The following is a 19,448-nucleotide window of genomic DNA, read 5'->3' as shown; positions in this document are numbered from 1 at the left end:
AGTGTCGCCTCAGAATTTAACCAGAGAAAGTTCACTTGATATTTGAGTCAAAATTTGTAGTCCCCTTGCCAGAAAAATTTGCTGTGCCTGTAGGGAATCTGCATGAAGAGGAACCATACTCAAAAACATAAGGCTTTCTATTAGTTTAATTTGTAAACGATTTGTCTGCCATTTTTTTAGAAAGTGTTTATTGAAAACATTTTTTACCATCGACTGATAGTCGTTGGTATGCAAATTATAGAAAAAGTTTTTGTCTTTCCAACAAGAATGAAACATACCATTGACAATGACATCATATTCCCCTTCTATACTGTGTAGTAACTTTGCGACATCGTAACGTGGATCACCATAAATATCGAAATCACCAAACTTTCCTCGTGGGTCGATCATGTAAATGATTCCTGTTTCAAAATTATATAGCAAATTGCCAAAACAGAAATCTCCATGAATAATAGAAAATTGATTTTGATTGTAAAGATCAGATTCATTTATCAACTTTGGCAACATCGAAAAGACATACTTTAAACCAACACAAACCTGATTATTAATCTCCAAATATTCGGTGTCAAACAGTGCGACATGCTCTTTTGATAAAACAGATTTTAGTCTCTCGTACGTTTTTTTTTCATACATCCTCTTCATGGATTTTATCAATTTTTGAGTACTTACAAATTTCAATTTATACTTTCCTAATTTATGTAAAGTACTCTCTATTTCTTGACAAATCTTCTTCCACGTTTCGACACTGTAATTTCTATATAGATACATATTGCTAAGCGTTGGATGGTCATAAAACTCCATATCAATAAATGAATGATTTTCATCCATATTATATTGTAGAATCTTGGGGGAGATAGACTGTAACTCTTTTGGTATTTTCAAATACCAAGAGAGTTCTTGTCTTAATTTTTCGGTGTCAATGCTAGACTTTCGAACAGTACTTTTTTTAGGTTTTACCTGAATATGATTAAAAAAACGACTTTGCATCATCTAAACACCAAATAAAAAAACACTACTGCAAATTTGTTATGAAAGTTTATAAATTATCACTACGGAAATTTAACTGGATTTACTCAACTTGTTGATACAGGAGGTGTACCCAAGAGGCAATTTGACTTGGATCTCCAATATATTCATCTGGAGATTTGTTCACTAAATTTGCTAACCAGTCAATTGATTCCCTGTCGAAGTTGAAAAAATCTTCTTCACAATAAACACAACCTGGAAGATTATCAGTACAAGTAGGGTAAGGAAAAGGAACGTTCAATCGACTGTTGATCCAATCGATAACTTGTTGTTTTTCTTCAATAATCGGGTTAACTATTTTCAGTGAAAAAGACATTTTCGGCCCTTTGAGATCTTTTAGTCGTCTAATCAATCTATTGTATTGCTTTTTATGATTACTTTCTTTCGTGGAAAGTAGCCCAAATTTTTTATAGGTATAGAGAAAGCGAAGAGCTCGAAGAGGTATTGATTCATTGTAACGATGAATTTCCCACGCGTCTGTTTTTATACCCAACCGAAAACAAAAATCTTTAACAACGCATTTTTCCAATAAATTTTTACGATCGTATAGAAGGAACAAGACATTGTCTTTTCCCAATACATTTTCAAACTTAATTAACTTTTTTTGGTAATCAGGATAGAAAAGATCTTCTAAGCTGGTGTATTTATAAGGAAATTTTATTTTCTGCTGAAACACAGCTTCCATTCTGCTTTTGGGCTCTCGCAAATAACCAATAGCTTCTACTTTGAAACCCAGAGAGCTAGAGACTCTATTTAGTTCGCTTAGATCATTTTCTTCTAGTTTAACGATTCTCTCACCTGATACAATGAGATTATCCTTTTTACAACTTTTTAATGCTGATTTAAATAACTCTAAGCTTTTCATTTTTATTTTTAGCAACTCGCCTCGATCTATACCAAAAAGTTTATACTCTCTGATAGAAAATAAATCTTGCGTAAAAGCCGCGCTAACAACACCTCCTTGATTTACACCTAGTTTTGCATATTCCCACTTAGGACCTAGGTCTGCCGTTGCTAAATTTCTCTGGATTGAGGTGCTACCTGTTTTGTGCGTTCCAAAGTGGAGGATAAGACGTTTCATTGTTTATTTCCCTATACGTAGGTCTGTTAATAATTTAGCAAAGTACCAACTAGTCTACATAGATAACAACGCTTTGCAAAATAACAAGTAGCAATAAAAAAGAAATACAAATCCATAACATTACTTGAATTTTTCTATGGCGCTTTTCTATATCAGAAACTGTATTCTTTATTTGATGTTTGCTACGTCGAATATTTTCCAAATCATCGTGAAGGGAATAGGCAATACGACTTATCATTTTTTCGTATGGTGTCATTTGTAAAACTCTATCAAAAGAAATAGATGAGTCCTCCGGTTTTTCGGCCTCGTCGAAACTTACCCCGTAGTCACTTTTGATTTTTACCTTCATTGCCGCGTAATCTTCTTCTAACTTCCCAGCCAAATCTTGTGGTAAACAAGGTCTTTGATTGTCGAATACATCGTATTCTTTGAGTTTGTGTTTCGTGTGGGTTAGACGGTGGAAAAAATGAGCTTTTTTCCCAATAAAGTTGATATTGCGAAGCATTTCTATCTCATACACATTCCAATAGTGAATCTTATCTAAAGTTTTAAACTCTGAATATTGCTGCGAGGAGAGACCTATAGTTTCTAAGAAATCTAAGCAGTTTTGGAAGAGATTTTCTTGGTTATATTTGTAAACAACCACGTTCTCTTTACCAAAAGTATTACAAAATTTTTCTATACGCTGTGTGTAATTCAATTTATTTTTGCTGTATTCATCATAGTAGTCATATATACTTTTTTGGTATGATTCGCCGGATAAAATACTTTCTATATAACAAGCTTGTAGATAACTTTGCAACTCATGCAAGTAGATGACAACTTTTATTTCGTATTGATGGTCTGTAGCCTTCTTTTTAAGAATGGTTAACTTCTCTTTAGGTAGATTCCAAAATAGTTTGGTAGAATACAATAGGCGTGGAAGATCATTTGTTTGTAACATTTTTTCAAAAGCAATAAAACATTTTTCAAACTTTTTATTCTCGAATTTTAGATACTTGACTATTTCATCAGCATTTCCTAATGTTATGTCGTGGTTGTTGTTTTGCTGCTGAGTTTTTTTATCAGGATAGTTGACACCTAATCTGTGCAATATTTCTCGATTTTTTTCTAGAAACTGTTGTAGTGTTGTTGCTTCCATATGAGGATCTACATGCAAAAAGAGAGTTTTTACTTTTTCTGAACTCTCTAAATTTTGAAGATTCAGATCAATCACTATTTTATCACCAAAACAAATGTTGTTTTTTGTTAAACTTGCAATGATTTTTTCTGAAGATTGAAACCCGTCAAACTCTTCTCCAGTGCGATTTTTTAACATGGTTAAGAATTTTGCTTTGAGATCTTGGTGCCGTGTAACTATTTCGCCTGTCTGTAAAAAATGGTGATAGCGATTGATCATTTGTGTTTTTTGTTCATTAGTGATTTGAATATGACGATTTTTGACATCGGTTAAGTCTTGGTCTTCTTCAATCCATTGACGCACTTTTTGGTCACTTGCTTGAATGAGATCATCTAACTCTGTAGTAAAATTTTCCCAACCATAGCGTTGCTTAATTTTTGGACGCTTGTGTAAGTTATTTTTTATCACAGAAACTTTGTCAGAAAAACAAAACTTGGCACCATTACGTGCGCTGCGTTGTAACCAATCGAGAATAGGTAGGTCATTCGCAACATCAGGGCTTTTCCAAAAGCCAACTTTCTTCGCCAATTGAGTGTCAACAACCCATGAACTAGCTGGTTCAAAAACATGATTGGTGTGATGCACCATCTGCCAAAGTTCCTCAGGATGATTTGTCTCTTGCAAAACGAGACGTTTTTTTTGTGGTACGTATTTTTCTTGGTCTGTGTAATGGCAGAAAACCGCTTTTCCTAAAAAGAAGTTTGCATTATGAGTCTGTAGAGATTGTAACGCAATCTCTAAATGATCAGACAACCATATATCATCATGATTTAAAAAGGCAATATATTGTGTTTCCGCCAAATGTATGCCTACGGAATTAGGTCCATATTGGTTTCCACAACGCGTAGGCAAATTAATTACTTTTACTTTTGGGTTTTTGATGTCCAGTTTAGCCATGAATTCTTTTGGACAACAGTCAGCAACAACTAAGACTTGCCATTGTGAAAAGCTTTGTTTATAAACAGTTTCTAATGTACGGTTTAAAACATTAGCACGACCATATGCAGCGACAATAATAGTAATCATAAGATAGGTCCAACTATGTATGAATGCGAAATTTCTGTAAATTATACAACTCTTCAGCGATGCCAAAGTTGGCAAATCAATGAAGCTTTAGAGCATGATAGTAAAAGCTATTTTTCTATTGTTTGTGTCGAAGATAGAGAACATAATGAGTCTATCTTTATTTTGCAACGAAAAATAGGTATTTTGGGATTTATCGTATCAAAGACAGCACAAGGTTTTGAGTGGCTTGTTCAAAACAAACCTGAACCTGGGAATATTTTTTACTATCAATATGCTCCTACTGTACAAGCCACAAAGTGTAATTATGAACAGGTTCATCAAGGGAGTAAAACCTTATTTTTGGAATATTTCCTACAGGGCAAATTATGCGTTGATGTTTGTGGTTCCGAACAGGGGAGTAAATTCTTAGGGAAATTTAATCGAAATTGCAAGATAGTTGTAGACAAATCAAAAATCAATTTCCCCAGTAAAAATTACTCTTGGCTGACGAGTAAACAGATCAAACAACTTCTGAGAAAAAGCTTTGTTTTAAACACCGATGCTCGGTCTGTCATTGTTTGTGGTTCTTGGAACTGGCTGGCATCTGATAGCAAATTGTTTGCAGAAATAAAGAACCCCGTTATTGCACAAGCACTAAGAAATTCTTATCAAGTAAGAGATAAACAACGTATAAAAAACGCCATTTCATTTTTGCAATCTTGCGAAAAACAGTATGAGTACGACACAATACCTCTAAAAAATATGCGAACATTCAAATTAACGCCTTTTGGCATTCAATGCATAGAAAAACGCCAATGTAAAGTTTGTTATTTTGATATTCGCATGGAAAGAGAAGTTAGTCATTGGCAACAACCTTTAGTTATGGACACCTCAATACAACAATCGTGGCTGATTTTTAGTATTAAAAATAGTATAAGCTATTTTTTCTTACAAGTGAATTATGAAATGGGTTTTGATAATGGTGTTGAATTTGGTCCCTCCCTCCAAACAAACGTTTCTTTTACTGCAAAAGACATTGATGTAGTCAAAAATACCCAAACTCTTGCACAAATTGACCAGTCAGATGAAGGCGGACGTTTTTATCAAAATATAATGCGCTACACACTAGCATATTGGCCTCACCAACAACATTTATGTTCTCTGAAAAATGGGTTATGGTTAACGGCTGGAGAAATAGAAAACATGACTCTAATGAAAGGTTATTTGACCAACGAATTGCGTAGTTTACTTTCGTTACTTGTATCTTTTATGTAAGAGGTTCATTCATGTACGAACGATCTTTTTTTCTAAATGCAATAAGATTCTGAAGTATCAAATGTAAATAGTATAATGCCTCCGAAAAAGCGGAAAAAGAGCAAAAAGAAAAATAAATTTCGCTGGTTCTGCTTCAAAAAACAAATGTTTCATACATTTAGGTTTTCACGAAGTCTATTCTCCTCGTGATATCTTAAGCGTCCTTTCTTATTTTCTGTGTTTTCTGAACAAAATCTATGCAAACCTTTTCATAATTGCTACATTGGTATTGTAACTACTTTGATTTGTTTACATACATAGAGAAAGGTTTGTAATGGAATATCTTGGATATGTAGGACTTTTCGTTTCGTTGGTAATGCTTGTTGTTCTTTCCTACAAACAAGTTTCACCATTAATTGTTGGACCTATTACGTCATTGTTTCTCATTGTCGTCTGTGGATTGAATCCTACGGAGATGATGTTTGGTAGCGACACGCCGGATACTTATATGAAGGTAGCGGCCGATTTTTTCGCTAAATTTTTTCTGATATTTCTCACCGGGTCTATTTACGGTGTGATTATGCACAAAACAGGTGCTGCCGCGGCAATTGCTGAGAAAATTGTCGATATTGTTGGCGAAAAGCGCGTAGTTCTCGGGATTGTTTTGGCATCTTCGATATTGACCTACGGTGGTGTGAGTTTGTTCGTTATTATTTTTGTGATGTATCCGATTTCTTTGGCGATGTTTCACAAAGCCAATATCACCAAAACTCTGATACCTGCTTGTGTTGCATTGGGAAGTTTTACCTTTACAATGACCGCACCCGGCTCCCCACAAATTCAAAATATCATCCCCACTGAATTTTTAAAAACACCAGTAACATCTGCGTTCTACCCTGGATGGATTGCAGGACTTTTCATGGCTGTTGTTGGCTTTTTTTATCTGTCATGGCGTGCAAAAAAATTGCAGGAACAAGGCCGTGTTTTTGATGCACATGATGAACTAGAAGACCAAAGCCAAAATTTACCTTCCTTTTGGTTATCGATGACACCGTCGCTGTGTATTATTGTTTTGCTAAACGGCTTTGGAATCAACATTGTGTGGTCGATGTGTGCTGGAATATTGTTAACGATTGCCCTGCTATGGAATTGTTTGCCAAACCGTCATGAATGGCTAAAATCACTGAATACTGGGGCGAGCAATTCAACACTGGTTATTTTAAACACCGCAGCGATCGTTGGTTATGCAGGAGTTGTGAAAGCCATACCTGAATTTAATTCCATTGTTGAGGCGATCAAGGGTTTAGATGTGAGTCCTTACTATTTTCCGGCAATTACAACTACCGCTATTGCAGGAATTGCAGGTTCTGCCTCAGGAGGACTAAGTGTTGCGCTCAAAGCGCTTGCCGAAACATTCGTATCCATGGGGATTGATCTGGAAGCGGTGCATCGTATTGCGGCGATGGCTTCGGGCTGTCTTGACTCTTTGCCGCATAGTGGAGCGGTGATTACTCTTTTATTGGTGTGTAAGCTAGATCATAAAAGTTCGTACAAGGATGTGTTCGTGACTACGGTTTTAATTCCTACCGTGGCGGTATTTTTAGTTCTCGTTCCTATATGTGCCTTTGTTTATTCTTAAGAGTGGAGAGAGATATGAAAAAAGAAAAAGTTGTTTCGGTACGCGAAGCGGTGGATCTAATTGAAAACAATAAAACGGTGGTTACCAGTGGTTTCGTCGGTATCGGTTTTGCCGAAGAAGTTGCCATTGCTTTGGAGAAAAGATTTGTCGAGACAAATTCTCCTCGCGATTTGACGTTAGTATACGCCGCAGGCCAGGGAGACGGCAAAGAGCGTGGTCTCAATCATTTGGCTCACGAAGGTCTACTCAAAAGAGTTGTTGGTGGTCATTGGGGACTTGTTCCTAAATTGCAAAAACTTGCCGTCGAAAACAAAATAGAAGCGTACAATTTACCCCAAGGTTGCATTGCGCATTTATACCGCGACATTGCCGCGGGTAAGCCAGGTACCATAAGCACTGTGGGCTTGGAAACGTTTGTTGATCCACGTGAGACAGGTGGAAAGCTCAATGAAAAAACCACTGAGGATATTGTGGAGATAATAACGATTGCGGGTAAAGACTACTTGTTTTATAAAGCATTTCCTGTAGATGTGGCGATTATTCGCGGTACAACTGCAGATCCTGATGGCAATATTACCATGGAAAAAGAAGCGCTGACTTTGGAATCGTTGGCGATTGCCACGGCGGTAAAAAATTGCAATGGTTTGGTGATTGCACAGGTAGAGCGCATCGCAGCTCGTGGAAGTTTAAACCCAAAAAATGTAAAAATACCGGGGGTATTTGTCGATTGTGTGGTTGTATCTGAGCCGCAAAATCATTGGCAAACGTTCGCCACACCTTACAATGCAGCATATAGTGGTGAAATTCGCGTTGCCATGGAATCAATTGCTCCTATGGAAATGAATACGCGAAAAATAATTGCGCGACGCGCGGCTCTCGAATTGCAAGCCAATGCTGTAATTAATCTTGGAATTGGTATGCCTGAAGGAATTGCCAATGTGGCGAATGAAGAGAATATTCTAGAGTATTTGACATTGACCGCAGAACCGGGTGTCATTGGTGGGCTGCCGGCAGGTGGTTTAGATTTTGGGGCGGCAACCAACACGCAAGCGATTATAGACCAACCATCGCAGTTTGATTTTTACGATGGTGGTGGTTTGGATTTGGCATTTTTAGGTTTAGCGCAAGCGGACAGCGAGGGCAATGTCAATGTGAGTAAGTTCGGACCAAAAATCGCGGGAGCAGGTGGTTTTATCAATATTAGTCAGAATGCGCAAAAAATAGTTTTTGTGGGAACGTTAACCGCAAGTGGTTTGAAAACAAAAATCGAAGAGGGGCAACTGCAGATTGTCAACGAAGGTAAGGTGAAAAAGTTTGTCGCACAAGTAGAGCACAAAACTTTTAGTGGAAACTTTGCTTTGAAAAATGGGCAGCCGGTACTGTATATCACCGAACGTTGTGTTTTTGAATTGACAGAGAACGGTATGGAACTTTTAGAAGTAGCTCCAGGCATTGATATCGAAAAGCACATACTACCATTCGTTGATTTTTCCCCCATCATGAACAATGTGAAAACTATGGATACACGTATCTTTAGTGAAAAACCTATGGGAATCAAAAAGGAACTTCTGGAACTTTCTCTAGAAGATCGCATTGTACTCAACGTGGAAGAAAAGACGTTGTTCATCAATTTTGCCGGGTACCAAATCACACAAGCGACACAAATTGCGGAAATCAAGTCGATAGTCCAGCAAAAACTACAGAATGTCGGTAAAGTTTGCGCCATTGTCAATTACGACAATTTTAATATTTATCCTGATTTAGTTGGGGAATATTCGCAAATGGTCAAGGAACTTTGCGATAATCATTACGAACAGGTAACAAGATACACTACTAGTACTTTTTTGCGTAAAAAATTAGGTGAGGCACTGCAAGAAAGACAAGTTTCACCTCATATTTACGAAAGTAAAAATGAAGCGCACGATGCTTTGCAACGATGGAAAACAACAGTGCAATAGGTATGTAAAACACGATCTTGATCCTGTTCCCAACTCCGTTCCCGAATTAAAAGACGGAATCGGGAACGGGATCGGGATCGTTTATTTTGGAGGAAATATATGCATTGGTTAGATGTGACCATTATTTTAGGGTTTATTGCTTATGCGATTCGCTCGGGTTTTAAATCAAAAGATGTCGCTTCGCAAAACTTAACGGAATATTTTTTAGCGGGAAAATCTCTTCCTGGATGGAAGGCCGGTATTAGTATGGCGGCAACTCAGTTTGCTGCAGATACGCCGCTTTTGGTGACGGGACTTATTGCCACGGCAGGGATTTTTTCGTTATGGCAAATGTGGATTTATGCCATCGCTTTTCTCATGATGGGTTTTCTGTTGTCGGCGAGTTGGCGTAAATCCAACGTACTTACCGACGCGGAGCTAACAGAATTTCGTTATGCTAGCAAAGCCGCAGGTCCACTTCGCGGTGTAAAGGCCATATACTTTGGTACTATTTTTAACTGTACTGTTTTGGCAATGGTGCTTTTGGCCGCAACGCGTATTGCCGAACCTTTTTTGTTGTGGAATGCATGGTTACCCGAAGGAGTTTTTAATATTGCTTTGGGAATTGTGAAGTGGTTTGGAGTTCAGATGACCACAAGTACCGATGAAAACGTCGTATGGATTCTCACCGCCAATAACTTTATCTCTATAGGCGTCATCGTTTTAGTGACCATGTTTTATTCAACGACAGGTGGTTTGCGTAGTGTTGTTGCCACAGACGTGATGCAGTTCTTTATGATGATGTTTGCTACCTTGTGCTTTGCGGCTTATATCATTTATGAAACCGGTGGGCTTAGTGGAATGTTAGAGCAACTTCATACGAAGTTTGCCAACGGTGGCCCGGGAGGAATTACTCCCACGCAAATCGTCGCATTCACTCCTTCTTTGGCAAAAGATATCACCATTCCACTATTGTTGGTTTTTGCACTGCAATGGCTTGTGCAAATGAACGCCGATGGTACAGGATATTTAGCGCAAAGATCTATGGCGTGTCGCAGTGACAAAGATGCAAAGCAGGCGGCAATTATTTTTACAGTTGCTCAAGTTTTTTTCCGTAGTTTGTTGTGGTTACCGATTGGTATCGGTCTTATGGTGATATATCCCCCCAACCTTGGTTTACCGATGGAACAAATTAAATCGGTGCAAGAAGCCACTTTTGTACGTGGGATGTCGGAACTTCTTCCGGTTGGGCTCAAAGGTTTAATGTTAACCGGAATGCTCGCCGCCTTGGCTTCCACTGTCGATACCCATCTAAACTGGGGATCTTCTTACTGGACAAATGATATCTACAAACGTTTTGTCTGTCAGGCATGGCTAAAAAAAGAACCTTCGAGTACTTCCTTAGTGTGGGTGGCTCGTTGTGCGAATATGTTGATATTGGTGATCGCGCTTATCATTATGGCGCACCTATCTTCTATCCAAACAGCATGGAAAATTAGTTTGATGCTCGGTGCGGGAATGGGTGTGATGTTGGTACTGCGTTGGATTTGGTGGAAAGTTACGGCTTGGGGAGAGCTTGCATGTATTGTCGCCTCCATTGTACTTGCTCCGGTACTTCTTACGTATGTTGAAGCCGAATATTTACGTTTGTTACTCATGGCTTTAGGCTCGACTTCTGCGGGGGTAATTGTTTCGTTACTTACTGGTCCAGAGGATATGGAAACATTGAAGAAATTTTATTCTCAGGCACAACCTCCTGGATTTTGGGGGGAAGTTCGCAAACAACTGGATACTTCGGATGAACCAGAAAAACGCTTCTATCGCGGAGTTCTCGCTACTTTTTGCGCGTCGTTTTCCTTTTTTTGCTTATTGACAGGTTTTGGTTCAATGATTTGTGGTAGCCCTGCCCCCACATGGTTCCCTATTCGTTGGTTATGGCTAACGGTTGTTATTTTAGTCGGTTTAATTTTGATACCTGTATGGTGGCGTCTTGGGTTTAAAGATGACTAAAAAAAGATATTTGTATGAAAATAGAAAAATGTACGACTAACTTTGCACAGTTGCCATATAATCCATATTATTCTTATATCGATGGGAGTGCCAAATGAAATACGCAATGATTGTTTGTTTTATGTTAGTAAGTGTCTATGCGGGAGAGAAAAAAGATTTTATTCGCATGGATAAAAAAGGCGTTGCCGTAGACGGATACGATGTAGTTGCTTATTTTGTTCAAGGAAAGCCGACAAAAGGGCAAGACAAGTTTGTCCAAGAGTGGCGTGGAGCTAAATGGCTTTTTAGCTCTAGTGAAAATCTAGAGAAGTTTAAAAAGTCACCGCAAAAATATGCTCCGCAGTTCGGGGGGTTTTGCGCTTGGGCTGTGGGAAATGGTTACACCGCGAAAATTGACCCTACGGCATGGAAGATTGTGGATCAGAAGTTATATTTGAACTACAATCACTCGATCCAAAAACAGTGGGAAAAAGATCGCAAAAATTTGATTCACTCTGGCCATAAAAATTGGCCAAAACTTGTAAAAAAACATCTTGAGAAAAAAAGCAAAAAATAAACAAAAAAATAGGAGCTTCTTTCGAGAAGCTCCTACTTTTACACGAACTAGATATTATTTATCGTCAGATTCTTCTTTGTCTTTATCGTCATCAGACTTTTCGTCTTCTTTAGCTTCATCGTCATCAGACTTTTCGTCTTCTTTAGCTTCGTCATCGTCAGACTTTTCGTCTTCTTTAGCTTCGTCATCAGACTTTTCGTCTTCTTTAGCTTCGTCATCGTCAGACTTTTCGTCTTCTTTAGCTTCGTCATCAGACTTTTCGTCTTCTTTAGCTTCGTCATCAGACTTTTCGTCTTCTTTAGCTTCATCGTCATCAGACTTTTCGTCTTCTTTAGCTTCGTCATCAGACTTTTCGTCTTCCTTGGCTTCATCGTCAGACTTTTTTTCTTCGTCGTCAGATTTGTCGTCATCCATGTGAAAAGCGGCTTGTTCTACAAAGAAATCTCCAGCAAAAGCTGGTACACAAAAAGTGAGGGCGATTATTAAAATAAATATACGGGTTATCATATGCAATCTCCTTATTTTACAGACTTTCAAAAGCAATCTAGACTTTCCTACACAACTCATTTATTGTTGCTAATGTAATTATTGGCAATGGTTTTTGCGTAGGCAAATTTTTTTGAAAAAAAAGTGAGATTTTATAATGAAAGCATATTTATAAATTGGCACGCTTCACAAAAAAACCACTGCGTAGAGCCAGCCAGTCTTTTAGATTTATACTTGTGGTTTCTCGTGCTTTTTCATAAGGCAATACCAGTAACTTATCGATATACTCCAGAGTTTCATGTGGTTCATTGTCGACAACTTTGTCTAGAGGAATCCACTGGGAAATCGTTGTTAAAAATTGTTTTTGTTGTAGCTCTTCGATGTCGCTTTTATTCAGAAAACCTTTGCCACTCCATTTGCCGAATATACGACCGATAGACGCAAATAACTCTGGGGTAATTTTGCCTCTATCTTCCTTGGGAGTATCTAAAATATAAGACTCGATTTTTTTCCAGATGCGAAAACATTTCTCTAGGCCACAATGAATTTCAGGGAACAGTTGTTGTATTTGCCCGTCGATATAAATGTTTTCGATAGGGCGTAGTAGCTCGGTTAGCGTGTGTATCTTCGCTTCGTAGGCCACTGTATTTATACGAAAGTTTTGGATCTTGAGGCGCACTTCTTGGCCATCGCAGCCAACGACTTCACCAAAATAGTTGTCACTTACATAGTATAGGTATTCGCCAATGTGTATTTGCTCATAACTTTCGATTCGTTGCCAAGTTTCGACAATTTCGTTTGCTGCGTTTTCTTTGTATACATAATCTACCATTATACAAATTCCTGTGCCGAAGAAACTAAATCGCGGTAATAGCCGTCTTTTTTCATTAAGGTGTCGTGTGTACCGCGTTCCATAATTTCGCCATTTTTCATCACCAGAATTAAATCGGCACTGGCGATTGTTGACAAACGGTGTGCAACGACAACAACAGTTTTGCGTTTGAAAATTTCTTCTAAAGCCTCTTGAATCCACTTTTCGGTGAGTGAATCGATATTTGCTGTAGCCTCATCCATAAGAACAATAGGCGTATTGTGAGCCATCGCTCGGGCGAAGACGATTAGTTGCCCTTGTCCGGAGGATAGATTGCTACCGTTTTCTTTGATTTCAAAGTCTAGACCGTTTTCGAGGTCGTTGATCCAACGATCTACACGAGTAATGGCGATGGCATTCTGCACATCTTCATCGGTAATGTTTGGGTTTCCCAATGTTATATTTTCGCGTATTGTTGTGGGAAACAGGGTAACATCTTGGTGAATGATGGCAATTTTTTCGCGTAGATTTTGTGCATCACTAATTTCGGTTTCCCCAATGTAAATGTGACCTTTGTAGCCGTCATAGGTGCGCGTGAATAGTCTCCCAATGGTTGACTTACCACTTCCCGTTGCACCCACAAGAGCAACTACTTCACCTGGTTGTACTTTGAAATTGATATCTTCGAGAACTTGTGGACCTTGTTCTTTGTAAGCAAAAGACACATGTTGGAATTCGATAGATAAGTTTTTGTCCTCTAGCTTTTTTTCTCCCTTTGTGATGATGTCGGGGACATGGAGCAAAGAAAATATGCGTTGTAACGCTGCCAAGGCTTGCTGGATGGTCGCAAATTTACCGCTCAAGTCGCGTACGGGGACAAAAATTCTTTCTACTAAATCGATGTAAACGATAATGACACTCGCCTCGACGATGCCAAAGTTGTACCCTAATGCCCAATAAAGTAGCGCTGCGATGGTAATGGAACCAACAGCGTCGACGACGGCGTAAAGAGATGCATCGTAAATATTGGCGAAAATAGTTGCGCGGCGATATTCGCGATTGACTTTTTCAAATTCCTGGCTGCTGTGATCATGGTGGTTGAAAAGTTGGATGATTTCAACGCCGGAGATGCCTTCTGCCATGTATGCGTTGGAAGTGGCCAATTTTTTTCGTACAATTAGGTACCAACTACGTAATTTTTTACCGAACCAACGTACGGTAATCATTACGATGGGAACAGCGATCATTATAATGAAGGACAATTGTAGATTGATCGTCATCATAACAAAAATAATGCCAATGATCGTCAGTATATCGACAAACACTGTTGCAATTCCCGAACGTAGAGAGTTGCCCAATGATTCAGCATCGTTGACCGTTCTTGTTAATAAAGCGCCCACGGGATTTTTATCGAAATAGGCCATTTTCAGTTGAATTACATGGGAAAATATCGCTTCGCGGATACGGGAAATTGTGCGAAGAAACGCTAGGTTTATGAGGTAACTAAATATGCTACGCGATATGTATTCCATGACCACAAATCCCAAAAATATCATACCAATAAAATGTAGCCCTGCTAAATCTTGTTGGGTAATTTTATCTAAGCCACTTTTTAGGATAAATGGGCGCGCTAGGTCAAAAAAAAGTGTTGTGAACATTAGCACAAAAGATGCGTAGTAAGATTTTCGATATGGCTGTGCGTGCGACCAAAATTCGCGTATTAGTGTTTTATTACTCAGTTGTTCCATCCTCGTGTCCTTGTGCTTGGTATTGGTATATTTCTTGGTAAAAACCCGGTTTGGAAATGAGTTGACTATGAGTACCGCGGTCGATTACTTTTCCATTTTCTAAGACGAGTATTTCATCTGCCCACTGTATTGCGGATATGCGATGTGAAACAATAATAAAGGACTTTTCATTCGCAAAATTGCGCAAGTTTTCAATGATGGTGCTTTCCGTTTCGTGATCCACTGCGGAGAGTACATCATCGAGAATGTATATGTCGGCCTCTTTGATGAGGGCACGTGCCAAAGCTACGCGTTGTCTTTGTCCTCCTGACAGCATAACTCCTCGTTCTCCTACAAGTGTATCTAAACCATCCGGGAGCTGTTGGAGATCAAGAGTGAATCCAGCTATTTCCAAGTAGGATATCAATTCTTTGTCGCTCTTGGGCTCTTTTGCCGCTAGATTTAAGTTATCGCGTAAAGAGGTGGAAAATAAAAATGGACGTTGTGGCACCGCGGAAAAGTATTGCCTATACACCGGCAGTTCTGTATGAGCGGCATCTAGGTCATCAATGTAGATTTGTTGCGCTTTTATGTGATTTAAACGCAAAATACAATCAATGAGTGTGGTTTTGCCGGACCCAGTCTCTCCTACGATTCCAAGAACTTTGCCTGGTGGTAAATCAATATCTACATTTTTTATGGAGAAGGCCGCATTCTCTTCTGCGTCTGTGGCATGAGCGTAGTTGCAACTGGCAACTTTTAGGTGACATCCTTTTTTTTGCCATTCACCAAGTTGTTCCCTTACTTCTAAAAGTTGTGGTTCTGCCAATAAGATTTCATCAAGGCGCTGCATGGCAGGTAAAGCGCGATTGATAGAGTTCAGCATCCATCCCAAAGACATAAGTGGGGGAAGAACCATAGAGACGTAACCGATAAATGCTGTTAATTCTCCAAGAGATAGCGTTCCTTCGATGACCTTTGTTCCGGTGATCCATAGGATGGTAAAAATAGACACACTACCCACAAAACGAATAAGCGGTAGAGAAAAGCAGCGAATTTTTGCCAGCTTAACACCGATATCCAAAAATTGTTGGTTGGTTTCTGCGAATTGTGTACTAAAGCGCTGTTCACTATTATATCCTTGTATGACCGATGCGCCTTTGTAAGAGGACAAGCAAAAAGAAGATAGCTCACCTATTTTTTTATCAGACTCTTTCCAATAACGAAACATCATTAAAATGCTCGTTTGTACTATGAGATACGAAACTACCATGGGAATTAGTAAGTAAAGTGTGGTGGCCACGTCCATACGCAGCATTGCGGAAAATCCAAAAAGAAAAGCAAAAGAAACATTGAATATTTGCAGGGTCGAAAATCCAAATACGGAACGCACGAACATGATATCGTGTGCACAACGATTGACGAGATCTCCTGTTTCATGATTGGCAAAAAAGTTTCTTTGTAACAGTAGTAATCTGCGGAAATAGTCATTTCTTATATTGTATTCAATCATACGTCCTGGAGTGAAGAACATATGTCGCGAGAGAGTTCTCGCTACAAAGAGTCCCGCCGCACACAGGATAATCGAGTAAACAAATGGCACTACAGTGTTTGCTGTTGCTTGTTGCGTTTGTACGGCATCAATCGCTTGTTTTATATACTCGATAATCATAACTGCTAATATCTTGGTACCAGCAACTAAGATCATGCCGAAGAAAAACCACCATATGTAAGTAAGAGCGTAGCGTTTCGTGTAACTTAGAAATATCTTCACTTGTTTTCCTATTTTTTAAGTTAGCTGTTTATCAGGTATGTCTATCATGAAGACGATGAACTATTTTACTGTTTTGCAATAATTTGATTTTATATTTTGATTTTTGTTCGTTTGTTGTTAGATTAATTTAGAGTCTGTTAGTTGCGTTATGACATGCCCGATTGCGGTTTCTTGGGATACGCATAGATTGTATCGAAAGATTTGCATATGCGTATTTTCGACCAATATATCTTTTTCCTTTTGTTTGTAGGAATGGTAGAAAATACTTTGCAAAACAGCAAATTGTTTACGAAGACATCCCTTATATCATATTTTATAAGTATTGCAACAAAAAATCACACCATGCAGGGGGCCGTTCATGGAATTTGAAAGATGGTTACTGAGCGAAGGATTGAGTGGAAGTTTAACTCAAGAAGAGTTCAATAGAGCAAAACAAGTATATCATCAACAAAGACAACAAGGCAATGAGATCGGAGTTGCTGAAGTACTCATTAAGTTAGGTTATATTGACAATGAGAGTTTAAATCAACTCAAACAACAATATGTGCAGAAACAAAACAATCCCCTAGAAGAAACCATCATGCAAGTGCATAAGTTGACCTTGTTTGAAGAGCTACTCAAGAAAGACCAGCCTGCCGAAGACGCGATATATCCCACCCAAATTATTGAAGAAAAAGGAAATTTAAAACCCGATCTTCCTCCTGTTTCTTTCGATGATACATTGCGTCATGATAAGAACGATGAGCCGGAAGTCGCGTCTACTCCTGACATCCATACCTTGCCAAATATCGAGGAATCTCAAGAAGAGAAATCTGAGAATGAGTCTGATATGATCGGACGCTACAAAGTACACCGTAAACTTGGCGAAGGTAATATGGGAGAAGTCTTTTTAGTTCGCGATGACAATTTACAGCGCGATGTCGCATTAAAATTGATTTCCAGCGGTACAAAGAGCAATAAAAATATTGAACGATTTCGGAGAGAAGCGCGTGCTGTAGCACAACTGGATCACCCAAATATCGTTGGAATCTACGATATTGGCGATGAAGGTGGAAATGTATTTTTTACGATGCAGTATATCGAAGGCCAATCTTTGGAGGAATATTTAGCAAAAAATAAGCGCATGTCGTTGCGCAAAGCTGTCGATATTATGATTAAGCTCTCCAGAGCCTTGCACTTTGCACACCAGAAAAAAATTATTCACCGCGACATAAAGCCAGCGAATGTCATGTTAGATAAAAAGGGTGAACCATACATCATGGATTTTGGGTTGGCGCGTGACATTGAAGGGGGAACCAAGGTAACAAAGACACAGGCTTTTGCCGGAACACCTTCCTACATGTCGCCCGAGCAAGCGCGTAATCGCCATAAAGAAATTGATGCCCAAAGTGATATTTATTCTCTTGGGGTGACTTTTTACGAACTATTGACAGGACGCTTACCCTTTGAAGCGCGTGAACTTGTGGCACTGTTAACGAAGATTGCCAAAGCAGCACCGCCCCCACCAACAACTTACGTGAAAGAAATACCGCGTACCATTGAAAATATATGTCTAAAAGCGATGGCGAAAACTAAGGAAAAACGTTACTACCGCGCCATTGATATGACAAAAGATTTGGAAAATTATCTCAAAAAGAAACAAGAAAACAAAACTCATAATGTCAATTTTCAGCGCGAAGATTTGGGATCGCAATACAAAAAGTATTTTCCTGCGGTGGCTGCATTTATTGTCGGTCTGATCGTTATGTATATATTTGCTCCACCAACCAATACCGAGAAACTACAGGAATTGGAAAGCAAAAATAGCGATTTGCAAGACAAGTTGCGAAAATATCAATTGCAAGATGGTATTAAAACGGTGAACAAATCGATACCTATTGGTGAAAAGCATGTATTTATCGGTAAAAAACAAGGTTTTTTTCTGACACCGGTAGTGCATAATAATTTTTTAGTCGTGCCGTTATTGAAAAAAATTAAGGGAAAGAGAAACTCTGTTTTTTTGTATGCCGCGCGATTAACGAATAAGCCCTTGGATTTTAAGTCTGAGGGAATTTTCGACACGAGTGTGAGTGATGCGAAATATATCTTTATCAAAGATTTAAAGAAAACGACCGTGGTCGCTGGTCGGGTTTGGAAAAATAGTGTTTATGTGGTTACAGGGCGGGGAGTGTATCGTTTTTATGGCGGTGTATGGAAATTAATATGCGCCAAAAGTTTTGGTAATACCTCGCAACCGGTTTTTTGTGGAGAGACGATGTTTTTTATTAGTCACAGCAAACGTCGTGTCATGGCTGTTGATCTAAACTCTTCCAGGTTACATAAGTGGTCACTCGCGTTGAAAAACTCCAAAGCTTGTTATTTAGGAGCACATGAGGAAACTTTGGTTGTCAGTAAAATTGATGAAGACAATCCGCAACGTGGAAAAGTCCAGGTGTTTCAAGTGCAAAGGAAAATAAAAGAAACGGCCAACTATACAACTCAATCGTTGGTAAACTCTGCTCCTGTAGTGAGAGGGACTAAAATTTATACCACGGCAGGTGAGTACTTTGAAGTTTACGATACAAATAGCAAAGAAAAAACGGTACTATACACAAGTAACCATTTTAAACAAAATGAAACGCCCATCTACTTTGATGAATATACCAATATAATATGCAAAAAACAAATCTTGGGACTAGAGATCAACAATGGTTCTGGTTCTTTACTTTGGGAGAAAAACATCAAAGGGACCTTGACAAGTCCTGTCGGTTTGGGAAATAGTATGTATTACATAGCGAATCAAAGTTATTTATACTTAATGTTTCGCGGAGTCGCGGTTGTCACATATCAGTTAAAAGTGCCAGGCCAAACTTCGAAGATGTACGAAAACTGGTTTTCGACAGACGATACCATCTACTATACTGTAACAGAGAAAAAAGGCTACAAGGACGAAACTTCTTACATATATAAACTTTTGAAATAG

General features: G+C 38.8%; 13 protein-coding genes. 6 read left to right on the top strand and 7 right to left on the bottom strand.

The annotated features are described in order from the left end of the window. Nucleotides 1-9: 9 nt before the first annotated feature. The 3 genes from UABAM_RS29120 to UABAM_RS29110 all read right to left on the bottom strand — a co-directional run bounded on the left by UABAM_RS29120 (nt 10) and on the right by UABAM_RS29110 (nt 4,313). Complete coding sequence (locus UABAM_RS29120; protein WP_151971505.1) at nt 10-990, bottom strand: aminoglycoside phosphotransferase family protein; 981 nt, start codon at nt 988-990, stop codon at nt 10-12. A 79-nt stretch (nt 991-1,069) separates the two neighbouring features. Next, nucleotides 1,070-2,107, bottom strand: coding sequence for a hypothetical protein (locus tag UABAM_RS29115; protein ID WP_151971504.1), 1,038 nt, complete (start codon nt 2,105-2,107; stop codon nt 1,070-1,072). A gap of 49 nt (nt 2,108-2,156) precedes the next feature. Then, nucleotides 2,157-4,313, bottom strand: a complete 2,157-nt coding sequence (locus UABAM_RS29110) for a glycosyltransferase family 2 protein (protein WP_151971503.1) — start codon at nt 4,311-4,313, stop codon at nt 2,157-2,159. Between the two features lie 15 nt (nt 4,314-4,328). On the opposite strand from UABAM_RS29110, the gene UABAM_RS29105 reads away from it, so the two are divergent. From UABAM_RS29105 to UABAM_RS29085, 5 genes are all read left to right on the top strand, one after another. Next, entirely contained in the window at nt 4,329-5,567 is a 1,239-nt protein-coding gene (locus UABAM_RS29105) for an NDP-hexose 2,3-dehydratase family protein (protein WP_151971502.1), read from the top strand. Between the two features lie 313 nt (nt 5,568-5,880). After that, nucleotides 5,881-7,185 carry a GntP family permease gene (locus UABAM_RS29100; protein WP_151971501.1) on the top strand — a complete coding sequence of 435 codons (1,305 nt, stop codon included), beginning with the start codon at nt 5,881-5,883 and terminating at the stop codon, nt 7,183-7,185. Between the two features lie 14 nt (nt 7,186-7,199). After that, on the top strand, nt 7,200-9,143 hold the full coding sequence (locus tag UABAM_RS29095; RefSeq protein ID WP_151971500.1) for an acyl CoA:acetate/3-ketoacid CoA transferase: 1,944 nt from the start codon (nt 7,200-7,202) through the stop codon (nt 9,141-9,143). A gap of 99 nt (nt 9,144-9,242) precedes the next feature. Further along, entirely contained in the window at nt 9,243-11,132 is a 1,890-nt protein-coding gene (locus tag UABAM_RS29090; protein ID WP_151971499.1) for a sodium:solute symporter family protein, read from the top strand. A gap of 94 nt (nt 11,133-11,226) precedes the next feature. After that, on the top strand, nt 11,227-11,688 hold the full coding sequence (locus UABAM_RS29085; protein WP_261343926.1) for a YHS domain-containing (seleno)protein: 462 nt from the start codon (nt 11,227-11,229) through the stop codon (nt 11,686-11,688). A 54-nt stretch (nt 11,689-11,742) separates the two neighbouring features. Here UABAM_RS29085 and UABAM_RS29080 read toward each other — a convergent pair whose 3' ends face one another. From UABAM_RS29080 to UABAM_RS29065, 4 genes are all read right to left on the bottom strand, one after another. After that, nucleotides 11,743-12,195: a hypothetical protein gene (locus UABAM_RS29080; protein WP_151971498.1), complete on the bottom strand. Its 453-nt coding sequence runs from the start codon at nt 12,193-12,195 to the stop codon at nt 11,743-11,745. 148 nt (nt 12,196-12,343) lie between these two features. Beyond that, entirely contained in the window at nt 12,344-13,006 is a 663-nt protein-coding gene (locus tag UABAM_RS29075) for a hypothetical protein (protein ID WP_151971497.1), read from the bottom strand. Continuing rightward, on the bottom strand, nt 13,006-14,733 hold the full coding sequence (locus UABAM_RS29070; RefSeq protein WP_151971496.1) for an ABC transporter ATP-binding protein: 1,728 nt from the start codon (nt 14,731-14,733) through the stop codon (nt 13,006-13,008). The genes UABAM_RS29075 and UABAM_RS29070 overlap by 1 nt, the downstream gene beginning before the upstream one ends. After that, on the bottom strand, nt 14,717-16,486 hold the full coding sequence (locus UABAM_RS29065) for an ABC transporter ATP-binding protein (protein WP_151971495.1): 1,770 nt from the start codon (nt 16,484-16,486) through the stop codon (nt 14,717-14,719). Before UABAM_RS29065 ends, UABAM_RS29070 begins: the two co-directional genes overlap by 17 nt. Nucleotides 16,487-16,844: 358 nt before the next feature. Between UABAM_RS29065 and UABAM_RS29060 the strand changes: the two genes are divergently transcribed. Next, nucleotides 16,845-19,448 (top strand): serine/threonine protein kinase, encoded by a 2,604-nt coding sequence (locus tag UABAM_RS29060; RefSeq protein WP_151971494.1) that lies wholly within the window; start codon nt 16,845-16,847, stop codon nt 19,446-19,448.

The sequence above is a fragment of the Candidatus Uabimicrobium amorphum genome (genome assembly GCF_009002475.1).
GTDB classification, from domain to species: Bacteria; Planctomycetota; Uabimicrobiia; order Uabimicrobiales; family Uabimicrobiaceae; genus Uabimicrobium; species Uabimicrobium amorphum.
The sequence above is the reverse complement of the archived record's forward strand: the minus strand, read 5'-3'. Positions and strand labels throughout refer to the sequence as shown.

What these genes read in the sequence shown, in the direction of transcription:
- UABAM_RS29110 (WP_151971503.1), bottom strand. Translation starts at nt 4,313, where the DNA reads ATGATTACTATTATTGTCGCTGCATATGGTCGTGCTAATGTTTTAAAC.
- UABAM_RS29060 (WP_151971494.1), top strand. Translation starts at nt 16,845, where the DNA reads ATGGAATTTGAAAGATGGTTACTGAGCGAAGGATTGAGTGGAAGTTTA.
- UABAM_RS29120 (WP_151971505.1), bottom strand. Translation starts at nt 990, where the DNA reads ATGATGCAAAGTCGTTTTTTTAATCATATTCAGGTAAAACCTAAAAAA.
- UABAM_RS29090 (WP_151971499.1), top strand. Translation starts at nt 9,243, where the DNA reads ATGCATTGGTTAGATGTGACCATTATTTTAGGGTTTATTGCTTATGCG.
- UABAM_RS29080 (WP_151971498.1), bottom strand. Translation starts at nt 12,195, where the DNA reads ATGATAACCCGTATATTTATTTTAATAATCGCCCTCACTTTTTGTGTA.
- UABAM_RS29095 (WP_151971500.1), top strand. Translation starts at nt 7,200, where the DNA reads ATGAAAAAAGAAAAAGTTGTTTCGGTACGCGAAGCGGTGGATCTAATT.
- UABAM_RS29100 (WP_151971501.1), top strand. Translation starts at nt 5,881, where the DNA reads ATGGAATATCTTGGATATGTAGGACTTTTCGTTTCGTTGGTAATGCTT.
- UABAM_RS29105 (WP_151971502.1), top strand. Translation starts at nt 4,329, where the DNA reads ATGTATGAATGCGAAATTTCTGTAAATTATACAACTCTTCAGCGATGC.
- UABAM_RS29070 (WP_151971496.1), bottom strand. Translation starts at nt 14,733, where the DNA reads ATGGAACAACTGAGTAATAAAACACTAATACGCGAATTTTGGTCGCAC.
- UABAM_RS29075 (WP_151971497.1), bottom strand. Translation starts at nt 13,006, where the DNA reads ATGGTAGATTATGTATACAAAGAAAACGCAGCAAACGAAATTGTCGAA.
- UABAM_RS29085 (WP_261343926.1), top strand. Translation starts at nt 11,227, where the DNA reads ATGAAATACGCAATGATTGTTTGTTTTATGTTAGTAAGTGTCTATGCG.
- UABAM_RS29115 (WP_151971504.1), bottom strand. Translation starts at nt 2,107, where the DNA reads ATGAAACGTCTTATCCTCCACTTTGGAACGCACAAAACAGGTAGCACC.